General features: G+C 68.4%; 13 protein-coding genes and 1 riboswitch. Of the genes, 10 read left to right on the top strand and 3 right to left on the bottom strand.

Annotation, left to right across the window (positions count from 1 at the left end; all coding sequences use genetic code 11):
• The first annotated feature begins 78 nt into the window (after positions 1-78).
• The 8 genes from AC3B6A_RS03840 to AC3B6A_RS03805 all read left to right on the top strand — a co-directional run bounded on the left by AC3B6A_RS03840 (position 79) and on the right by AC3B6A_RS03805 (position 8,571).
• Positions 79-891, top strand: coding sequence for an ABC transporter substrate-binding protein (locus AC3B6A_RS03840; RefSeq protein ID WP_488400984.1), 813 nt, complete (start codon positions 79-81; stop codon positions 889-891).
• A gap of 70 nt (positions 892-961) precedes the next feature.
• The gene (gene lhpI / locus AC3B6A_RS03835) at positions 962-2,680 is read left to right on the top strand and encodes a cis-3-hydroxy-L-proline dehydratase (protein WP_488403506.1); all 1,719 of its coding nucleotides are present in this window, start codon (positions 962-964) and stop codon (positions 2,678-2,680) included.
• Positions 2,680-3,345: an amino acid ABC transporter permease gene (locus tag AC3B6A_RS03830; RefSeq protein ID WP_488400983.1), complete on the top strand. Its 666-nt coding sequence runs from the start codon at positions 2,680-2,682 to the stop codon at positions 3,343-3,345. Before lhpI ends, AC3B6A_RS03830 begins: the two co-directional genes overlap by 1 nt.
• A gap of 11 nt (positions 3,346-3,356) precedes the next feature.
• A complete protein-coding gene (locus AC3B6A_RS03825; protein WP_488400982.1) occupies positions 3,357-4,007 on the top strand; it encodes an amino acid ABC transporter permease in 651 nt (216 codons plus the stop codon).
• Complete coding sequence (locus AC3B6A_RS03820) at positions 4,000-4,722, top strand: amino acid ABC transporter ATP-binding protein (protein WP_488400981.1); 723 nt, start codon at positions 4,000-4,002, stop codon at positions 4,720-4,722. The genes AC3B6A_RS03825 and AC3B6A_RS03820 overlap by 8 nt, the downstream gene beginning before the upstream one ends.
• 58 nt (positions 4,723-4,780) lie before the next feature.
• A complete protein-coding gene (locus tag AC3B6A_RS03815) occupies positions 4,781-5,812 on the top strand; it encodes a trans-3-hydroxy-L-proline dehydratase (protein ID WP_488400980.1) in 1,032 nt (343 codons plus the stop codon).
• 102 nt (positions 5,813-5,914) lie between these two features.
• Positions 5,915-6,832, top strand: a complete 918-nt coding sequence (locus tag AC3B6A_RS03810) for a dihydrodipicolinate synthase family protein (RefSeq protein WP_488400979.1) — start codon at positions 5,915-5,917, stop codon at positions 6,830-6,832.
• Between the two features lie 161 nt (positions 6,833-6,993).
• Positions 6,994-8,571, top strand: coding sequence for an aldehyde dehydrogenase (NADP(+)) (locus AC3B6A_RS03805; protein WP_488400978.1), 1,578 nt, complete (start codon positions 6,994-6,996; stop codon positions 8,569-8,571).
• Between the two features lie 682 nt (positions 8,572-9,253).
• Here the strand turns inward: AC3B6A_RS03805 and AC3B6A_RS03800 are convergent.
• The gene (locus AC3B6A_RS03800; RefSeq protein WP_488403505.1) at positions 9,254-10,249 is read right to left on the bottom strand and encodes an Ldh family oxidoreductase; all 996 of its coding nucleotides are present in this window, start codon (positions 10,247-10,249) and stop codon (positions 9,254-9,256) included.
• A 261-nt stretch (positions 10,250-10,510) separates the two neighbouring features.
• Here AC3B6A_RS03800 and dxs point away from each other — a divergent pair, with 261 nt between their 5' ends.
• Both dxs and AC3B6A_RS03790 read left to right on the top strand, forming a co-directional pair.
• The gene (gene dxs / locus AC3B6A_RS03795; protein ID WP_488400977.1) at positions 10,511-12,421 is read left to right on the top strand and encodes a 1-deoxy-D-xylulose-5-phosphate synthase; all 1,911 of its coding nucleotides are present in this window, start codon (positions 10,511-10,513) and stop codon (positions 12,419-12,421) included.
• Positions 12,422-12,454: 33 nt separating this feature from the next.
• Positions 12,455-12,633, top strand: a riboswitch (cobalamin riboswitch).
• 105 nt (positions 12,634-12,738) lie between these two features.
• Positions 12,739-14,610, top strand: a complete 1,872-nt coding sequence (locus tag AC3B6A_RS03790) for a TonB-dependent receptor domain-containing protein (protein ID WP_488400976.1) — start codon at positions 12,739-12,741, stop codon at positions 14,608-14,610.
• Positions 14,611-15,675: 1,065 nt separating this feature from the next.
• Here AC3B6A_RS03790 and AC3B6A_RS03785 read toward each other — a convergent pair.
• Both AC3B6A_RS03785 and tesB read right to left on the bottom strand, forming a co-directional pair.
• Positions 15,676-16,284 carry an HAD family hydrolase gene (locus tag AC3B6A_RS03785; RefSeq protein ID WP_488400975.1) on the bottom strand — a complete coding sequence of 203 codons (609 nt, stop codon included), beginning with the start codon at positions 16,282-16,284 and terminating at the stop codon, positions 15,676-15,678.
• Positions 16,285-16,292: 8 nt separating this feature from the next.
• Positions 16,293-17,162: an acyl-CoA thioesterase II gene (gene tesB, locus AC3B6A_RS03780; RefSeq protein ID WP_488400974.1), complete on the bottom strand. Its 870-nt coding sequence runs from the start codon at positions 17,160-17,162 to the stop codon at positions 16,293-16,295.
• Positions 17,163-17,164 lie beyond the last annotated feature (2 nt).

Raw genomic sequence — 17,164 nt, 5'->3', positions numbered from 1 at the left:
CTTGCTCTAGCAAATATCGTATACGAAATCCAAAGTACAACAACGATACCTGCCCAATACTGACTCAGAGAGGCCCCCATGAAATTCACCCGAATCGCTGTCGCCCTCACCGCTGTTGCCAGTACCTTCCTCGTCGGCCAGGCTCAGGCCGACAAACTCGACGACATCATCGAATCCGGCAAGCTGCGCTGCGCGGTGACCCTGGACTTCCCGCCCATGGGCTCGCGCGATGCGCAGAACAATCCGGTGGGCTTCGACGTCGACTATTGCAACGACCTGGCGAAGGTCCTCGGCGTGACCGCCGAAGTCGTCGAGACGCCCTTCCCCGACCGCATTCCCGCACTGGTCTCCGGCCGCGCCGACGTCATCGTCGCCTCCACCTCCGACACCCTGGAGCGCGCCAAGACCGTGGCCATGACCATCCCCTACTTCGCCTTCCAGATGGTGGTGCTGACCCGCGAGGACACCGGCATCAACACCTACGACGACATCAAGGGGCGCCCGGTGGGCAACACCAGCGGCACCTACGAAGCCATCGCCCTGGAAAAGGACGTGAAGAAGTGGGGTAACGGCAGCTTCCGCGCCTACCAGACCCAGAACGACACCATCCTCGCCGTCGCCCAGGGCCACATCGACGCCACCGTGGTCACCAACACCGTCGCCGCTTCCACCCTCAAGTCCGGCAAGTACAAGGGCCTGAAAGTGGCGGGCAACGCGCCCTATGTCATCGACTACGTGTCGCTGGCCGCCGCGCGCAACGAGTACGGCCTGATCCACTACCTCAACCTCTTCGTCAACCAGCAGGTCCGCACCGGTCGCTACGCCGAGCTGTACGAGAAGTGGGTCGGTGGCAAGCCGGTCGATCTCACCGTTCCCAACGTGTACTACTGACGGCGGGCGCAACATGTCTTCGATGCAGGCTTCACAGGTGCGGGACGCCAGCCTTACCGGGCGGGTCCTGATGGGGGGTAGCGCCGAAGGGGCGCTACTCCATGCCGACACCGGACTGAGCTTCTGGGGTGGCGTAGAGCCCTTCAGCGGCGAGGTCATCGACCGCCACCATCCGCTCAGCGGCAGTCTTCTGCCCGGCCGGGTGCTGGCGATTCCCAGCGGACGCGGCTCCTGTACCGGCAGCAGCGTGATGCTGGAGATGCTGCTCAACGGCCACGCGCCGGCGGCGCTGCTGCTGGCCGAGCCGGACGAGATCCTCACCCTCGGCGTGCTGGTGGCGCAGGTGCTGTTCGGCCGCGCCATCCCGGTGCTGTGCTTAGGCAGCGAGGGCTTCGGGCAGTTGTCCGGCGGCGGCTGGGCCCGCGTCGAAGACGGAAAGCTGACACTCACGGCCAAGCGCCCTGCCGATGGCTGGCAGGGCGTGATGGCCAGCGACGCCGGCCCGTTGCCGGAAGGCCTGGCGCTCAGCGAAGGCGACCGCGCGCTGCTCGACGGCACGCACGGCAAGGCCGCCCAGGCCGCCATGCAGATCGTCCTGCGCATGGCCGCGCTGCAAGGCGCGAAGGACCTGCTCGATGTCGCCCAGGCGCACATCGACGGCTGCATCTACACCGGCCCGGCGAGCCTGCGCTTCGCCCGCCAGCTGGTGGACTGGGGCGCCCGGGTGCGGGTGCCGACCACCCTCAATTCGATTTCCGTGGACCACCGCCGCTGGCGCGAGCTGGGGGTCGACAAGGACTTCGGCGAGCCCGCCAGCGCGGTGGGCGACGCCTACATGGCGATGGGCGCGCAGCTCAGCTACACCTGCGCGCCTTACCTGCTGGACAGCGCGCCGGGCTTCGGCGACCAGGTGGTCTGGGCCGAATCCAACGCCGTGGTCTACGCCAACAGCGTGATCGGCGCGCGCACCCTGAAGTACCCGGACTACCTCGACATCTGCATCGCCCTCACCGGCCGCGCGCCGAACGTCGGCAGCCACCGCGACGAAGGCCGGCTGGCTACGCTGCGGGTCGACGTCGAGCTGCCGGCGGCGTACGACGAGTCGATCTACCCGCTGCTCGGCTACCACATCGGCGCCCTGTGCGGCAGCCACATCCCGGTGGTCGACGGCCTGCAGCCGCTGGCGCCGGACAGCGACGCGCTGAAAGCCTTTGGCGCAGCCTTCGCCACGACCTCCGCCGCGCCGATGTTCCACATCGCCGGCGTCACCCCGGAAGCGCCGGACGTCGAAACCGCCCTCGGTGGCAAGGCGCCGAGCCAGCAGTTGCGCATCACCCCGGCGGACCTGATCCCCACCTGGCGCGAGCTGGACCACGCGCGCGAGCCGGACGTGCAGCTGGTGTCCCTGGGCAACCCGCACTTCTCCGCCAGCGAATGCGCGAAGGTCGCCGAACTGCTGGCCGGCCGGCGCAAGCATCCGGACGTCGCGCTGGTCATCACCCTGGGCCGCGCCGTGCAGGAGCAGGCGCGTGCGGCGGGCCACGTGCAGGTCCTGCAGGACTTCGGCGCGCTGCTGGTCAACGACACCTGCTGGTGCATGCTCGGCGAGCCGATCATCCCGCCGCACTGCACCACGCTGATCACCAACTCGGCGAAGTACGCCCACTACGGCCCGGGCCTGGCCGGCCGCCAGGTGCATTTCGGCAGCCTGGCCGCCTGCGTCGAGGCGGCCTGCAGCGGTCGCGGCGACGGCGGCGTACCGGCCTGGCTGATCGGGGAGGAGCGCTGATGTTCAACTACAGCTTCCACTGGCGCTCCGCCTTCAAGGCCCTGCCGGACATGCTCGGCGGCGCCTTGGTGACCCTGGAGACCGCTGCCCTGTCGATGATCCTGGGGGTGCTCATCGCCCTGCTGCTGACCGTCATGCGGCCGATGAAGAACCCGTTCCTGAGCGGCTTCGCCAACACCTGGGTGTCGATCGCGCGCAACACCCCGTCGCTGTTCCAGATCTACATCCTCTACTTCGGCCTGGGCTCCTTCGGCCTGCACGTCAGCTCCTGGGCGGCGCTGCTGGCGGGGATCACCTTCAACAACGCCGGCTACCTGGCGGAGAACTTCCGCGGCGGCCTCAAGGCCGTGCCGGACACCCAGATGCGCGCCGCGCGCTCGCTGGGCATGAGCGCCTTCCAGGCGTACCGGCTGATCGTCATTCCGCAGCTGCTGCGCATCGTCTATTACCCGCTGACCAACCAGATGGTCTGGGCGGTGCTGATGACCTCGCTGGGCGTGGTGGTGGGCCTGAACAACGACCTCACCGGCGTGACCCAGGACTTCAACGTGCGCACCTTCCGCACCTTCGAGTACTTCGCCCTGGCCGCGGTGCTCTATTACCTCATCGCCAAGGTCATCGTGGCGGTCGCCCGCCTGTTGAGCTGGCGGCTGTTCCGCTACTAGGAGAAGCACGCATGTTTTCCTCGAGCTTCACCACAGGCGACCTGATGTTCCTGCTGCAAGGAGCCTGGGTCACCGTCAAGCTGACCGTCGGCGCCATGCTCATCGGCACCCTCGCCGGCATCGCGCTGGGCTGGCTGCGCGCCGCCCTGCCGCGGGCCACGATGCCGGTCGGCTGGTTCCTCGACATCTTCCGCAGCGTGCCGCTGCTGATCCAGTTCGTCCTGTTCAACTCGCTGAAAAGCATCGCCGGGCTGAACTGGACGGCCTTCACCGTCGGCTGCCTGGTACTGGGCGTGTACGCGGCGGCGTTCTGCACCGAGATCATCCGCAGCGGCATCCTCGCCGTGCAGCCCAACCTGCGCCGCGCCAGCCGCTCGCTGGGCATGACCTACTGGCAGGACCTGCGCTACATCGTCCTGCCGCTGGCCGCGCGCGTGGCCTTCCCCGGCTGGCTGAACCTGGTGCTGGGGGTGATGAAGGACACCGCGCTGGTCATGTGGATCGGCATCGTCGAGCTGCTGCGCGCCTCGCAGACCATCGTCACGCGCATTCAGGAGCCCCTGCTGGTGCTGTGCATCGCCGGGGTCATCTACTACGTCATGAGCTGGGTGGTGGCGCGCCTCGGCACCCGTCTTGAAAGAAGGTGGCAGGAAAATGATTGAAATCGACAACGTGCACAAAGCCTACGGCGAACTCGAAGTGGTCAAGGGCGTCAGCCTGACCGTGAAGAAGGGCGAAGTGGTCTCGATCATCGGCGGCTCGGGTTCGGGCAAGTCCACCCTGCTGATGTGCATCAACGGCCTGGAGCCGATCCAGAAGGGCAGCATCCGCGTCGACGGCATCGAGGTCCACGCCAGGGGCACCGACCTGAACAAGCTGCGGCAGAAGATCGGCATCGTCTTCCAGCAGTGGAACGCCTTCCCGCACCTGACCGTGCTGGAGAACGTCATGCTCGCCCCGCGCAAGGTGCTCGGCCTGTCCAAGGAACAGGCCGAGGCGATGGCGGTGAAGCAGCTCAAGCACGTGGGCCTGGGCGACAAGCTCAAGGTGTTCCCCAACAAGCTCTCCGGCGGCCAGCAGCAGCGCATGGCGATCGCCCGCGCGCTGGCCATGTCGCCGGACTACATGCTGTTCGACGAGGCCACCTCGGCGCTCGACCCGCAGCTGGTGGGCGAGGTGCTCGACACCATGCGCCTGCTCGCCGAGGAAGGCATGACCATGGTGCTGGTCACCCACGAGATCCGCTTCGCCCGCGACGTGTCCGACCGGGTGGCGTTCTTCCGCGACGGGCTGGTCCACGAGATCGGCACGCCGGAGCAGGTGATCGGCAATCCGCAACGGCCGGAAACGGCGGAGTTCCTCCGCTCGGTGAACTGACAGCGCCCGCGCCCGGCGGGCGCGGGAATCCCAAGGCCCAACCGCACAGGAGACCGACATGCGTTCAAGCAAGATCATCCACGTGGTCAGCTGCCACGCCGAAGGCGAGGTCGGCGACGTCATCGTCGGCGGCGTCGCCCCGCCGCCGGGCGACACCGTCTGGGCGCAGTCGCGCTGGATCGCCAGCGACGAGACGCTGCGCAACTTCGTCCTCAACGAGCCGCGCGGCGGCGTGTTCCGCCATGTGAACCTGCTGGTCCCGGCCAAGGACCCGCGCGCGCAGATGGCCTGGATCATCATGGAGCCGGCGGACACCCCGCCGATGTCCGGCTCCAACTCGCTGTGCGTGAGCACCGTGCTGCTCGACAGCGGCATCCTGCCGATGCAGGAGCCGCAGACCCGCCTGACCCTGGAAGCCCCCGGCGGGCTGATCGAGGCCGTGGCCGACTGCAAGAACGGCAAGGTGCAGCGCGTCGAGGTGCGCAACCTGCCGTCCTTCGCCGACAAGCTCGACGCCTGGATCGAAGTGGAAGGCCTCGGCTCGCTGCAGGTGGACACCGCCTACGGCGGCGACAGCTTCGTCATCGCCGACGCCCATGCCCTGGGCTTCAGCCTGCACGCCTCGGAGGCCGCCGAGCTGGTCGCCACCGGGATGAAGATCACCCGCGCCGCCAACCAGCAGTTGGGCTTCCTTCACCCGGAAAACCCCGACTGGGCGCACATCTCCTTCTGCCAGCTGGCCGCCCCGGTGGAACGCCGCGACGGCGTGCTGCACGGGCGCAACGCGGTGGTGATCCGCCCCGGCAAGATCGACCGCTCGCCCTGCGGCACCGGTTGCTCGGCGCGCATGGCGGTGCTGCATGCCAAGGGCCAGATGAAGGACGGCGAACGCTTCGTCGGCCACTCGATCATCGACTCGCAGTTCCACTGCCGCATCGACGGTCTCACCGAAGTCGGCGGCAAGCCGGCCATCCACCCGCGCATCGCCGGACGCGCCTGGATCACCGGCACCCACCAGCACCTGCTCGACCCGGACGATCCGTGGCCCCAGGGCTACCGGCTGTCCGACACCTGGCCGAACGGTTTCTGATTTCCCATCAACCCTGATTCGCCGCGCAGCGGCACCCGACGACGAAATGTCCGGGATTTTCTTCAGACATTTCGTATACGAAATACGACAATTGGAGGCAACATGAGCAAGAAGGTCAATTGGAGTGGCGTCTTCCCCGCGGTGACCACTCAATTCAACGCCGATTTCTCGGTCAACCTGGAAGCCACCCACAAGGTGATCTCCAACCTGGTGCGCGACGGCGTATCGGGCCTGGTGGTGTGCGGCAGCGTGGGCGAGAACACGTCCCTGACCATCGAGGAGAAGATGGCCGTCACCGAAGTCGCCAAGGACGCCTCCGGCGGCCGCGTGCCGGTGATCTGCGGCATCGCCGAGTTCACCAGCCACGGCGCCTCGCAGGTGGCCAAGGCGGTGCAGAAGGTCGGCGTCGACGGCCTGATGGTGATGCCGGCGCTGGTCTACTCCTCGAAGCCGTTCGAAACCGCCGCGCACTTCCGCAGCGTGGCCACCAGCACCGACCTGCCAGTGATGGTCTACAACAACCCGCCGATCTACAAGAACGACGTCACCCCGGACATCCTCATCTCCCTGGCCGACTGCGAGAACATCGTCTGCTTCAAGGACAGCTCCGGCGACACCCGCCGCTTCATCGACGTGCGCAATGAAGTGGGCGACCGCTTCATCCTCTTCGCCGGCCTCGACGACGTGGTGCTGGAGAGCATCGCGGTGGGCGCCGAGGGCTGGATTTCCGGCATGTCCAACGTCTTCCCGCAGGAAGGCGAGACCATCTTCCGCCTGTGCAAGGCCGGTCGTTTCGAAGAGGCCATGCCGATCTACGAATGGCTGATGCCGATCCTCCACCTCGACGCCCGCCCGGACCTGGTGCAGTGCATCAAGCTCTGCGAAGAGATCGCCGGCCGCGGCACCGCCCTCACCCGTCCGCCGCGCCTGGCGCTGCAGGGCGCCGACCGCGAGCACGTCGAGCGGATCATGGCCAAGGCGCTGGCCAACCGGCCGAAGCTGCCGGACGTGGGGCTCTAACTGGAACACCCTCACCCCCGCCCTCTCCCAGGAGGAGAGAGCGTAGATCGTGCCGGCTGAGACCAAGGCTCCAACCGGCACGGACGGCCCCCTCTCCCTCTGGGAGAGGGTCAGGGTGAGGGGGCTCTTCGCTATCGATCGACGACCAGAGACGCCCAACCATGACCGCCCAGAACTTCATCGCCGGCCGCCGCGTCGGCGCCGGCAGCATCCGCCTGCAGAGCCTCGACGCCAGCACCGGCGAGGCCCTGCCCCGCGAATTCATCCAGGCCACGCCCGAGGAAGTCGACGCCGCCGCCCGCGCCGCCGAGGCTGCCTTCCCGGCCTACAGCGCGTTGTCGCCGGAACGCCGCGCGCAGTTCCTCGACGCCATCGCCAGCGAGCTGGAAGCCCTCGGCGACGACTTCATCGCCACCGTCTGCCGCGAGACCGCGCTGCCCGCCGCGCGCATCCAGGGCGAGCGCGGGCGCACCGCCAACCAGATGCGCCTGTTCGCCAAAGTACTGCGCCGTGGCGACTTCCTCGGCGCGCGCATCGACCGCGCGCTGCCTGAGCGCCAGCCGCTGCCACGTCCGGACCTGCGCCAGTACCGCACCGGCGTCGGCGCCGTGGCGGTGTTCGGCGCCAGCAACTTCCCCCTGGCCTTCTCCACCGCCGGCGGTGATACCGCCGCCGCGCTGGCCGCCGGCTGCCCGGTCGTGGTGAAGGCCCACAGCGGCCACATGGCCACCGCCGAACGGGTCGGCGAAGCCATCATCCGCGCCGCCGAAGCCACCGGCATGCCGGCCGGCGTATTCAACATGATCTACGGTGGCGGCGTCGGCGAGGCGCTGGTGAAGCACCCGGCGATCCAGGCGGTCGGTTTCACCGGCTCGCTCAGGGGCGGCCGCGCGCTGTGCGACCTGGCCGCCGCCCGCCCGCAGCCGATCCCGGTGTTCGCCGAGATGAGCAGCATCAACCCGGTGCTGGTGCTGCCGGCGGCGCTGGACGCGCGCGGCGAGCAGGTCGCCCGCGAACTGGCCGACTCGGTGGTGCTCGGCTGCGGCCAGTTCTGCACCAACCCCGGGCTGGTCATCGGCATCGCCTCGCCGGCGTTCAGCCTGTTCGTCGCCAACCTGATCGCCGAGATCGGCCAGCGCCCGGCGCAGACCATGCTCAACGCCGGCACCCTGAAGAGCTACGAGCAGGGCCTGGCGCGCCTCAACGCCCATCCCGGCGTGCGCCACCTCGCCGGGCAGGCGCAGGAAGGCCGGCAGGCGCGGCCGCAGCTGTTCCAGGCCGATGTGCGCCTGCTGCTGGACGGCGAGGAGCTGCTGCAGGAGGAGGTCTTCGGCCCGACCACCGTCGTCGTCGAAGTGGCCGACGAGGCCGAACTGCGCCGCGCGCTGGAGAGCCTGCACGGCCAGCTCACCGCGACCCTGATCGCCGAGCCGGACGACTTCGCGCGCTTCGCCGCGCTGGTGCCGCTGCTGGAGCGCAAGGCCGGCCGCCTGCTGGTCAACGGCTACCCGACCGGGGTGGAAGTCTGCGACGCGATGGTCCACGGCGGCCCGTACCCGGCCACCTCCGACGCGCGCGGGACCTCGGTGGGCAGCTTGGCCATCGACCGCTTCCTGCGCCCGGTGTGCTACCAGAACTACCCCGACGCGCTGCTGCCCGAGGCGTTGAAGGACGCCAACCCGCTGGGCATCGCGCGCCTGGTGGACGGCGAGACGACGCGCGAGCCGCTGGCCCGCTGAGGGTTCGTCGGTGGGGGAGTGAAAGTCGGCCAGTCCCGCACCGACGATCAGCCCCGGCCGTGCGCCGGGGCTTTTTTATGCGCGGCTTTTGCTCTGCGTAGGAGCGGACTCCGTCCGCGATGTTCCTGCTTTTCGTAGGGTGGACATCGCTCTTCATGTCCACCATCGGCGCCCAGCTCAGGCGTCATGGTGGATGTAAACAGCGACATCCACCCTACGCACTGATGGGTATCGCTTCGCTCCACGCCATCCTACGAAAAGCCGCTCCCAGCATGGGGCAGCCAAGGTTTCAGGCGCGCGCAGAGTCCCGTCAGGAGGCCGAGTGGAGGTATTGCGCAGAGGGGCGAGCGGCATGGATACCGCGAGAGGCTTGAAGGGCCAGGGACGGCCCTTGCAAGCCGACCCTCGGAGCAATACCGGAGCGAGGGCAGTCTGAGCGAAGCGAAGACCCGGATGTCGGGACGGGCCCTTTTGGTTCCTTTTGGGGCCCCAAAAGGGACTCGCCCGGGAGGGCGAAACCAAATCTCCCAGCACACACCGAAGCGGCGCATACACACCATACAAAGCTTTCTACGCGCAACGCCGGAGCAGGCTCTTCGTAGGAGCGGACTCCGTCCGCGATCAGCACCAGCGCGATGCAAATCGCGGACAAGGTCCGCTCCTACAGGGAAGGCGCCGCGTGCTATTCCAGCAACTGGCGCAGGTCGGCAACCAGCGAATCGCTGATCTCCACACCCTCCGCCAGGCTGCGCTTGCGCGCGGCAAAGCGGCGCTGCGACGGCAGGCGCGCGCCCATGTCGACGATGGATTCGAACAGCGTCTCCGCCCGCGCCAGATGCTGCGGGGCATCCGCGCCGAGGAAGCGCGCCGGGTCGAGGGCGATCAGCAATTCGCCGTGGTAGGGCGAGGATTTCGTCCCGGCATCGAAGACCGTGGCTTCGGCGCTGGTCAGGTCGCCGATCAGCGGGCCGGCGATCAGCTCGACCATGGTCGCCAGCGCCGAGCCCTTGTGCCCGCCGAAGGTCAGCATGGCGCCGTCGAGCACGGCGCTGGGGTCGGTGCTGGGATTGCCTTCGGCATCGATGCCCCAGCCCGGCGGGATCGCCTTGCCCTCGCGCTCGTGCAGCTGGATTTCCCCGCGCGCCACGGCGCTGGTGGCGAAGTCGAAGACATAGGGATTCTGCCCGCCACGCGGCCAGCCGAACGCGATGGGATTGGTGCCGAACAACGGCCGCGTGCCGCCAGCCGGCGCCACGTAGGCCTGGGCCGGCGTGACCGCCAGCGCGACCAGGCCGTGGGCGGTGATCCGCTCGATCTCCACCCACAGCGCCGAGAAGTGCACGCAATGGTTGATCGCCAGCGCGGCGATGCCCTGGCTGCGCGCCTTCTCCACCAGCTTCGGCAGGCCGAGGTCGAAGGCGCACTGCGAGAAACCACCCCTGGCATCCACGCGCACCAGCGCCGGCGCGGGCTCCGACAATTCCGGCACGGCATCGCGCACGACCTTGCCGACGCGCGCCGTGTGGATGCAGCCGAGCAGCCGCCAGACACCGTGGGACGTGCAGCCGTCGCGCTCGCCGGCCAGCACGGTCTCGGCCACCGCCTGCACGTGGGGCTCGCTGAAACCATGCCGGCGCAGGATCGCCACCGCCAGTTCGCGCAGTTCTTCCAGGCTCATTCGGGTCACGCCGTCCTCCTCCATCGTTACAGTCGTTTCCGTCCGCTGCGGCAATCCGCCGCCGGACCGGTCAGGTCTACAGTGGCCGCTCAGGCGGCGCGCCGCTTGCGTGCAATCGGCGACCCCGGCGACGATTTCGGCACAGGCTCCGGGCGGCGCTCCGACCATCCGGTCGGTAAAAGGATAGGCCCCGCGTTGCTTGGGGCAATCCGGTGCTTCGGGTAAACTGCCGCATCTTCGCCTTCCATAACGATCAGCCTGATGCCCACGACGTTCCACGAGATTCCCCGCGTGCGCCCCGCCACGCCCCTGCTCGACCGCGCCAGCACGCCGGTCGAACTGCGCCGGCTGGGCGAAGCGGAGCTGCTGACCCTCGCTGACGAACTGCGCCAGTACCTGTTGTACAGCGTCGGCCAGACCGGCGGCCACTTCGGCGCCGGGCTCGGCGTGATCGAACTGACGATCGCCCTGCACTACGTCTTCGACACCCCGGACGACCGCCTGGTGTGGGACGTCGGCCACCAGGCCTACCCGCACAAGATCCTCACCGGCCGCCGCGAGCGCATGGGCACCCTGCGCCAGAAGGACGGCCTGGCCGCCTTCCCGCGCCGCTCGGAGAGCGAGTACGACACCTTTGGTGTCGGCCACTCCAGCACCTCCATCAGCGCCGCCCTCGGCATGGCCATTGCCGCGCGCATGCAGGGCTCGGGCCGCAAGTCGGTGGCGGTGATCGGCGACGGCGCGCTGACCGCCGGCATGGCCTTCGAGGCGCTCAACCACGCGTCGGACGTCAAGGCCGACATGCTGGTGGTCCTCAACGACAACGACATGTCGATCTCGCACAACGTCGGCGGCCTGTCCAACTACCTGGCCAAGATCCTCTCCAGCCGCACCTACAGCAGCATGCGCGAAGGCAGCAAGAAGGTGCTTTCGCGCCTGCCCGGCGCCTGGGAGATCGCCCGCCGCACCGAGGAATACGCCAAGGGCATGCTGGTCCCCGGCACGCTCTTCGAGGAGCTGGGCTGGAACTACATCGGCCCGATCGACGGCCACGACCTGCCGACCCTGATCGCCACCCTGCGCAACATGCGCGACCTCAAGGGCCCGCAGTTCCTGCATGTGGTGACCAAGAAGGGCAAGGGCTTCGGCCCGGCCGAGATCGACCCCATCGGCTACCACGCCATCACCAAGCTGGAACCCGAGGGCGCCGCCGCCCACGCCGCGCCGAAGAAGGCCGGCGGACCGAAGTACTCCGGCGTGTTCGGCCAGTGGCTGTGCGACATGGCCGCCGAGGACCCGCGCCTGGTCGGCATCACCCCGGCGATGAAGGAAGGCTCGGACCTGGTGGCCTTCGCCGACAGGTTCCCGGACCGCTACTTCGACGTCGCCATCGCCGAACAGCACGCCGTGACGCTGGCGGCCGGCATGGCCTGCGACGGCGCCAAGCCGGTGGTGGCGATCTACTCCACCTTCCTGCAGCGCGGCTACGACCAGCTGATCCACGACGTCGCGGTGCAGAACCTCGACGTGCTGTTCGCCATCGACCGCGCCGGTCTCGTGGGCGAAGACGGTCCGACCCACGCCGGCAGCTTCGACCTCTCCTACCTGCGCTGCATCCCCGGCATGCTGGTGATGACCCCCAGCGACGAGAACGAACTGCGCAAGCTGCTCACCACCGGCCATCACTTCGACGGGCCGGCGGCGGTGCGCTACCCGCGCGGCACCGGCCCCAACGCCTCCATCGAACGGGCGCTGGCGCCAGTGGAAATCGGCAAGGGCGTGCTGCGCCGCGAGGGCAAGGCCGGCAAGGTCGCCTTCCTGGTGTTCGGCGTGCAGCTGGCCGAGGCGCTGAAAGTCGCCGAGCGGTTCGACGCCAGCGTCGCCGACATGCGCTTCGTCAAGCCGCTGGACGAGGAACTGGTGCGCCAGCTGGCCGCCAGCCACGAGCTGCTGGTGACCGTCGAGGAAAACACCGTGATGGGTGGCGCCGGCGCCGCCGTCAGCGAATTCCTCGCCCGCGAGAACCTCCAGCAGCCGATCCTCCACCTGGGCCTGCCGGACTACTACGTGGAACACGCCAAGCCCGCGCAGATGCTCGCCGAGTGCGGCCTCGACGCCACCGGCATCGAAGCCTCGGTGGCCGCGCGCCTGGAAGCGCTCGGCAACCGCTGAGCGCATCCCTCCCCCGGAGTATTGCCAGTGAACGGGCGCACCGACTAAGGTGCGCCCGTTTTCGTTCGAGGTAACGGGAAGCAGGTGAAAGACCTGCGCTGCCCCCGCAACGGTAACCGACCGCAGGCCCTGGCCTGCCGCGCTGCGAACCGCCACTGTGCATCCGCATGGGAAGGCCGCGAGCGTGGGTGTCGGCAGCCCGGAGACCGCCCCCGAACGCCCAGACAGGTGTTGCGGAGGGCCGCACCGTCAAGTGCGGCCCGCCGCCCTTGCCACGCCCTCCTCGAAAGTCATCCGACCGCTTTTGAGGACGTTCCATGAAACTGACCCGACTCGCCCTGGCCACCGGCCTGCTGCCCGCCCTGGCCTGCGCCGACGCCAGCGTCGCGCCCGACGACGTCTACGCCCTGCCCGCCCTGGTGATCACCTCCGGCCGCCAGGTCCAGCCGCGCGCCCAGGCCACCTCCGCCAACAGCGTGTACACCCGCCGGGAGATCGAGCGCCTGCAGGTGCGCAGCGTGCCCGAACTGCTCAAGCGCGTGCCCGGCGTGCAGATCGGCAGCTCCGGCGGGGTGATCTCCTACTCCGTGCGCGGCACCGGCACCGCGCAGACCCTGGTGCTGGTCGACGGCCAGCGCGTCGCCTCGGCCAGCACCGGCATCGCCCGCCTGGACTACCTGAGCATCGACAACGTCGAACGCGTGGAAGTGACCCGCGGCCCGCGCTCCTCGCTGTACGGCGCCGACGCCATCGGCGGGGTGATCCAGATCTTCACCCGCCGCGGCGAGGCCGGCCTGCACCCGGAAGTGCGCCTGGCGGCCGGCAGCCACGGCACCTTCGAGCGCAGCGTGAACCTGTCCGGCGGCGACCAGCGCACCACATTCAACCTCGGCGGCAGCCTCGACGAGCGCGACGGCTGGGACCGCACCAGCGACAACGTCGGCGCCGACAGCGACGACGACGCCCAGCGCAACAAGGCCGTGCACCTGAACCTCGACCACCGTTTCAACGAGGACTGGAAGGCCGGCCTGAACCTCAACGACCAGCGCGGCAAGAACGAATACGACGACGCCTACAACTTCGAACCGGGCTCGCCGCGCGACGAATTCCGCGTCAGCAGCTACAGCGCCTACCTCGACGGCCAGTTGACCGACATCTGGAACAGCCGCCTGGAGCTGGGCCGCAGCTTCGACCGCAACAAGGCCGTGGGCGCCGCCGACAGCTGGAACAACGGCACCCTGGAAACCACCCGCCACTCCGCCGGCTGGATCAACCGCCTGCAACTGGACGCGGCCAACCAGCTCACCCTCGGCGCCGACTGGTACGAAGACCGGGTCGAGGGCACCACCGTCTTCGCCGAGGACCAGCGCGAGAACCACGCCTTCTTCGCCCAGCACAGCTTCAAGGGCGACCGCTTCGGCACCGAGCTGGGCCTGCGCCACGACGACAACCAGGCCTACGGCAGCCAGAACAGCTGGAACGCCGCCTTCAGCCTGCCGGTGGGCGACAGCCAGAGCTGGATCGCCAGCTACGGCGAAGGCTTCCGCGCCCCCACCTTCAGCGACCTCTACTACCCCGGCGCCGGCAACCCGAATCTCAAGGCCGAAACCTCGAAGACCTACGAACTGCAATGGCGCGGCGACTTTTCCGGCACCCAGCTGGAAGCCTCGCTGTACCGCACCGAAATCGACGACCTGATCGCCTGGGACAGCGCCAGCAACCAGCCGGAGAACATCGCCAAGGCGCGCATCGACGGCTTCGAGGCCAGCATCGCCCGCGAGGTGCTGGGCTGGCAGGCCGCCCTCGGCCTGAGCCTGATCGACCCGCGCGACCGCGACAGCGGCCACACCCTGCCCTACCGCGCGCGCCGCACCCTGAGCCTGGACCTCGACCGCCAGTTCGGCGCCTACGGCGTCGGCGGTTCCTGGCGCGCGGTCAGCCAGCGCTACGACGACGCGGCCAACACCCGCCAGCTCGCCGGCTACGGCGTGCTCGACCTGCGCACCAGCTGGCAGGCCAGCGACGAGGTGCGCTTCGACCTGAAGCTGGATAACGCGCTGGACCGCGATTACACCCTGGGCGACTACCTGCGCCCGACCAGCCCGATGGACTTCATGGGCGAACCCCGCCCGTATCAGGAACCGGGCCGTACCGCGCTGCTGGCGGTAACCTGGACGCCGGAGCTTTAAGGACCGCTTTTCCGTAGGAGCGAGCTTGCTCGCGAACCCGCTCGACGCCGGCCCTGCCGGCGGATCGCGGACAAGGTCCGCTCCTACAGGGTGCACCGCTTTCGTAGGAGCGGAGCTTCTCCGCGATGCTTTTGTCTTTTGTTTGGGCTGGGGTGTTTCTGCGCCGCTTCGGCGTGTGCTGAGCGATTTGGTTTCGCCCTCCCGGGCGAGTCCCTTTTGGGGCCCCAAAAGGAACCAAAAGGGCCCGTCCCGGCATCCGGGTCTTCGCTTCGCTCAGACTCCCCTCGCTCCGGTATTGCTCCGAGGGTCGGCTTGCAAGGGCCATCCATGGCCCTTCAAGCCTCTCGCGGCATCCATGCCGCTCGCCCCTCTGCGCAATACCTCCACTCGGCCTCCTGACGGGACCCTGCGCGCGCCTGAAACCTTGGCTGCTCCATGCTGGGAGCAGCTTTTCGTAGGATGGCGTGGAGCGAAGCGATACCCATCAGGCGGATACCGCTCCGCGTTACCCATACGCAGAACAAGAGCATCGCGGACGGAGTCCGCTCCTACGGTGGGATTGGCTTTTGTAGGAGCGGACTCTGTCCGCGATCAGCCCGGCTCAAGAGCTTCGCGGACAAGGTCCGCTCCTACACGAGCAAATCCCGGGCACGCTGTGCTTTGGGATTTGGCTTTTGAAGACTTCCAGAGGAATCTCCGCGCGCGCCGGAGCGCCCCTTCAGGAGGCCGAGTGGAATCGGAGTTTCAGGGGTTGAGCGGCATGGATGCCGCGAGAGCGTTGTCGGGCCAGGGATGGCCCGTCAACGCGGGCCCCTGAAACTCCGATGGAGCGAGGGAACCCCGGCGAAGCCGGGGCCGGATGATGGGGCAGAGACCTTTGCCTACTTTGTGGCGTTTGACAAAGTAGGTCGCCCGAGGGGGCGAAACAAAGAGTCCCAGCACACGCCGAAGCGGCGCAGAAACACCGAACAAGACGGCGGGTAACTCACCCTACGATCCACAGGCCACATTTCCCGGCAACCGCAGGAGCAAGCCACACCCGCCATTCGCGGACAAGGTCCGCTCCTACAAAACCCCCGCCATCCTTCCCAGCTCCGCGCAATCGCGCGCGTGCCAGTCGGTCAGTTCGGGCCAGGGGTTTTCCGGCAGGTGCTCCGGCAGATTGACCAGCGCGCTTTGCGCCCCAGCCGCGCGGGCGCAGTCGAGGTCGAAGCGGTAGTCGCCGACCATCAGCATCCGCTGCGGCGCCACGTCCCAGCGTGCCGCCAGGCGCAGCAGGCCGTCCGGGCTGGGCTTGGGCTCGGCCTCGCCGCGGCCGAGGATATCTTCGCTGCGGAAGCAATCGCCGATGCCGATGGCATCCAGGGTGATCAGCGCCAGCTCATGGGCGTTGCGGGTGAGGATGCCGAGGCGGTAGCCCGCGCCGTGCAGCGCGCGCACCAGCTCCACCGCGCCGGCCGCCGCGGTGGACGCCACCGCCAGTTCGCGCTCGTGCTCCAGCAGCCAGGCGTGCTTGGCCGCCGCCTCGTCCTCCGGCAGCGCGGCCAGATGAGTGAGGATGTCGTGCTCCTGGGGAATGCCCAGGGCCCGCTTGATCGCCGGGAAGTCGTGCACCGCCAGGGTCAGGGTGCCGTCCATGTCGAACACCCAGTGACGCACTTCACTCAGGAGCATGCCAAGCGTCATGCCCAGTCCTCGCGGTGGCGGATCAGGCCTTCCTGGGTCGACGAGGCGACCAGCTGGCCATCGCGGTTGAAGATGCTGCCGCGCACGAAGCCGCGGCCATTGCCGGCCCAGGGGCTGTCGATGGCGTAGAGCAGCCACTCGTCCGCGCGCAGGTCGCGGTGGAACCACACGGAGTGGTCGATGGTGGCGACCTGCATGTCCTTCTGCCACACCGAGCGGCCGTGGGGCAGCAGCGAGGTGGTGAGGAAGCCGAAGTCCGAGGCGTAGGCGAGGATGTACTTGTGCAGCGCCGGCACGTCCGGCAGCTTGCCGTCGGCGCGCAGCCAGAGGTACTTCACCGGCTCGCCGACGGAGGGCTCGTAGGGGTCGTTCTGGGTCACCGGGCGGATTTCGATGGGCTTGGGGTAGAGCAGCTTGTCGTGGATCAGCTCGGGGAACTGCTCGGCGCTGCGCTGCTTGAGCTCCAGGTCCGTGGGCAGGTTCTCCGGGCCGACCACGTCGGGCATCGGGATCTGGTGCTGGAAGCCTTCCTCGTCGGTCTGGAACGAGGTGCTCAGGGCGAAGATCGGCTGGCCCTTCTGGATCGCGGTGACGCGGCGGGTGCTGAAGGTGCCGCCGTCGCGCACGCGGTCGACCTGATAGACGACCGGTTTGCTGGCATCCCCCGGGCGCAGGAAGTAGCCGTGCATCGAATGCACGTGGCGCTCCGGGGCCACCGTCTGGCTGGCCGCCGACAGCGCCTGGCCGAGCACCTGCCCGCCGTACAGCTGGCGGAACCCGAGGTCCTGGCTCATGCCGCGGAACAGGTTCTCCTCGATAGGCTCCAGGCCCAGCAGAGCCACCAGGTTGTCCAGGATCTGGGTCATGT

The organism is Pseudomonas sp. B12(2026), from assembly GCF_057767015.1.
Note: the sequence above shows the minus strand (reverse complement) of the source record. Positions and strands in the feature narration are given on the sequence as shown.

Bases quoted from the DNA above. Each gene is read 5' to 3' on its own strand.
- AC3B6A_RS03840 (WP_488400984.1), top strand. From the start codon at position 79: ATGAAATTCACCCGAATCGCTGTCGCCCTCACCGCTGTTGCCAGTACC.
- lhpI (WP_488403506.1), top strand. From the start codon at position 962: ATGGGGGGTAGCGCCGAAGGGGCGCTACTCCATGCCGACACCGGACTG.
- AC3B6A_RS03830 (WP_488400983.1), top strand. From the start codon at position 2,680: ATGTTCAACTACAGCTTCCACTGGCGCTCCGCCTTCAAGGCCCTGCCG.
- AC3B6A_RS03825 (WP_488400982.1), top strand. From the start codon at position 3,357: ATGTTTTCCTCGAGCTTCACCACAGGCGACCTGATGTTCCTGCTGCAA.
- AC3B6A_RS03820 (WP_488400981.1), top strand. From the start codon at position 4,000: ATGATTGAAATCGACAACGTGCACAAAGCCTACGGCGAACTCGAAGTG.
- AC3B6A_RS03815 (WP_488400980.1), top strand. From the start codon at position 4,781: ATGCGTTCAAGCAAGATCATCCACGTGGTCAGCTGCCACGCCGAAGGC.
- AC3B6A_RS03810 (WP_488400979.1), top strand. From the start codon at position 5,915: ATGAGCAAGAAGGTCAATTGGAGTGGCGTCTTCCCCGCGGTGACCACT.
- AC3B6A_RS03805 (WP_488400978.1), top strand. From the start codon at position 6,994: ATGACCGCCCAGAACTTCATCGCCGGCCGCCGCGTCGGCGCCGGCAGC.
- AC3B6A_RS03800 (WP_488403505.1), bottom strand. From the start codon at position 10,249: ATGAGCCTGGAAGAACTGCGCGAACTGGCGGTGGCGATCCTGCGCCGG.
- dxs (WP_488400977.1), top strand. From the start codon at position 10,511: ATGCCCACGACGTTCCACGAGATTCCCCGCGTGCGCCCCGCCACGCCC.
- AC3B6A_RS03790 (WP_488400976.1), top strand. From the start codon at position 12,739: ATGAAACTGACCCGACTCGCCCTGGCCACCGGCCTGCTGCCCGCCCTG.
- AC3B6A_RS03785 (WP_488400975.1), bottom strand. From the start codon at position 16,284: ATGCTCCTGAGTGAAGTGCGTCACTGGGTGTTCGACATGGACGGCACC.
- tesB (WP_488400974.1), bottom strand. From the start codon at position 17,162: ATGACCCAGATCCTGGACAACCTGGTGGCTCTGCTGGGCCTGGAGCCT.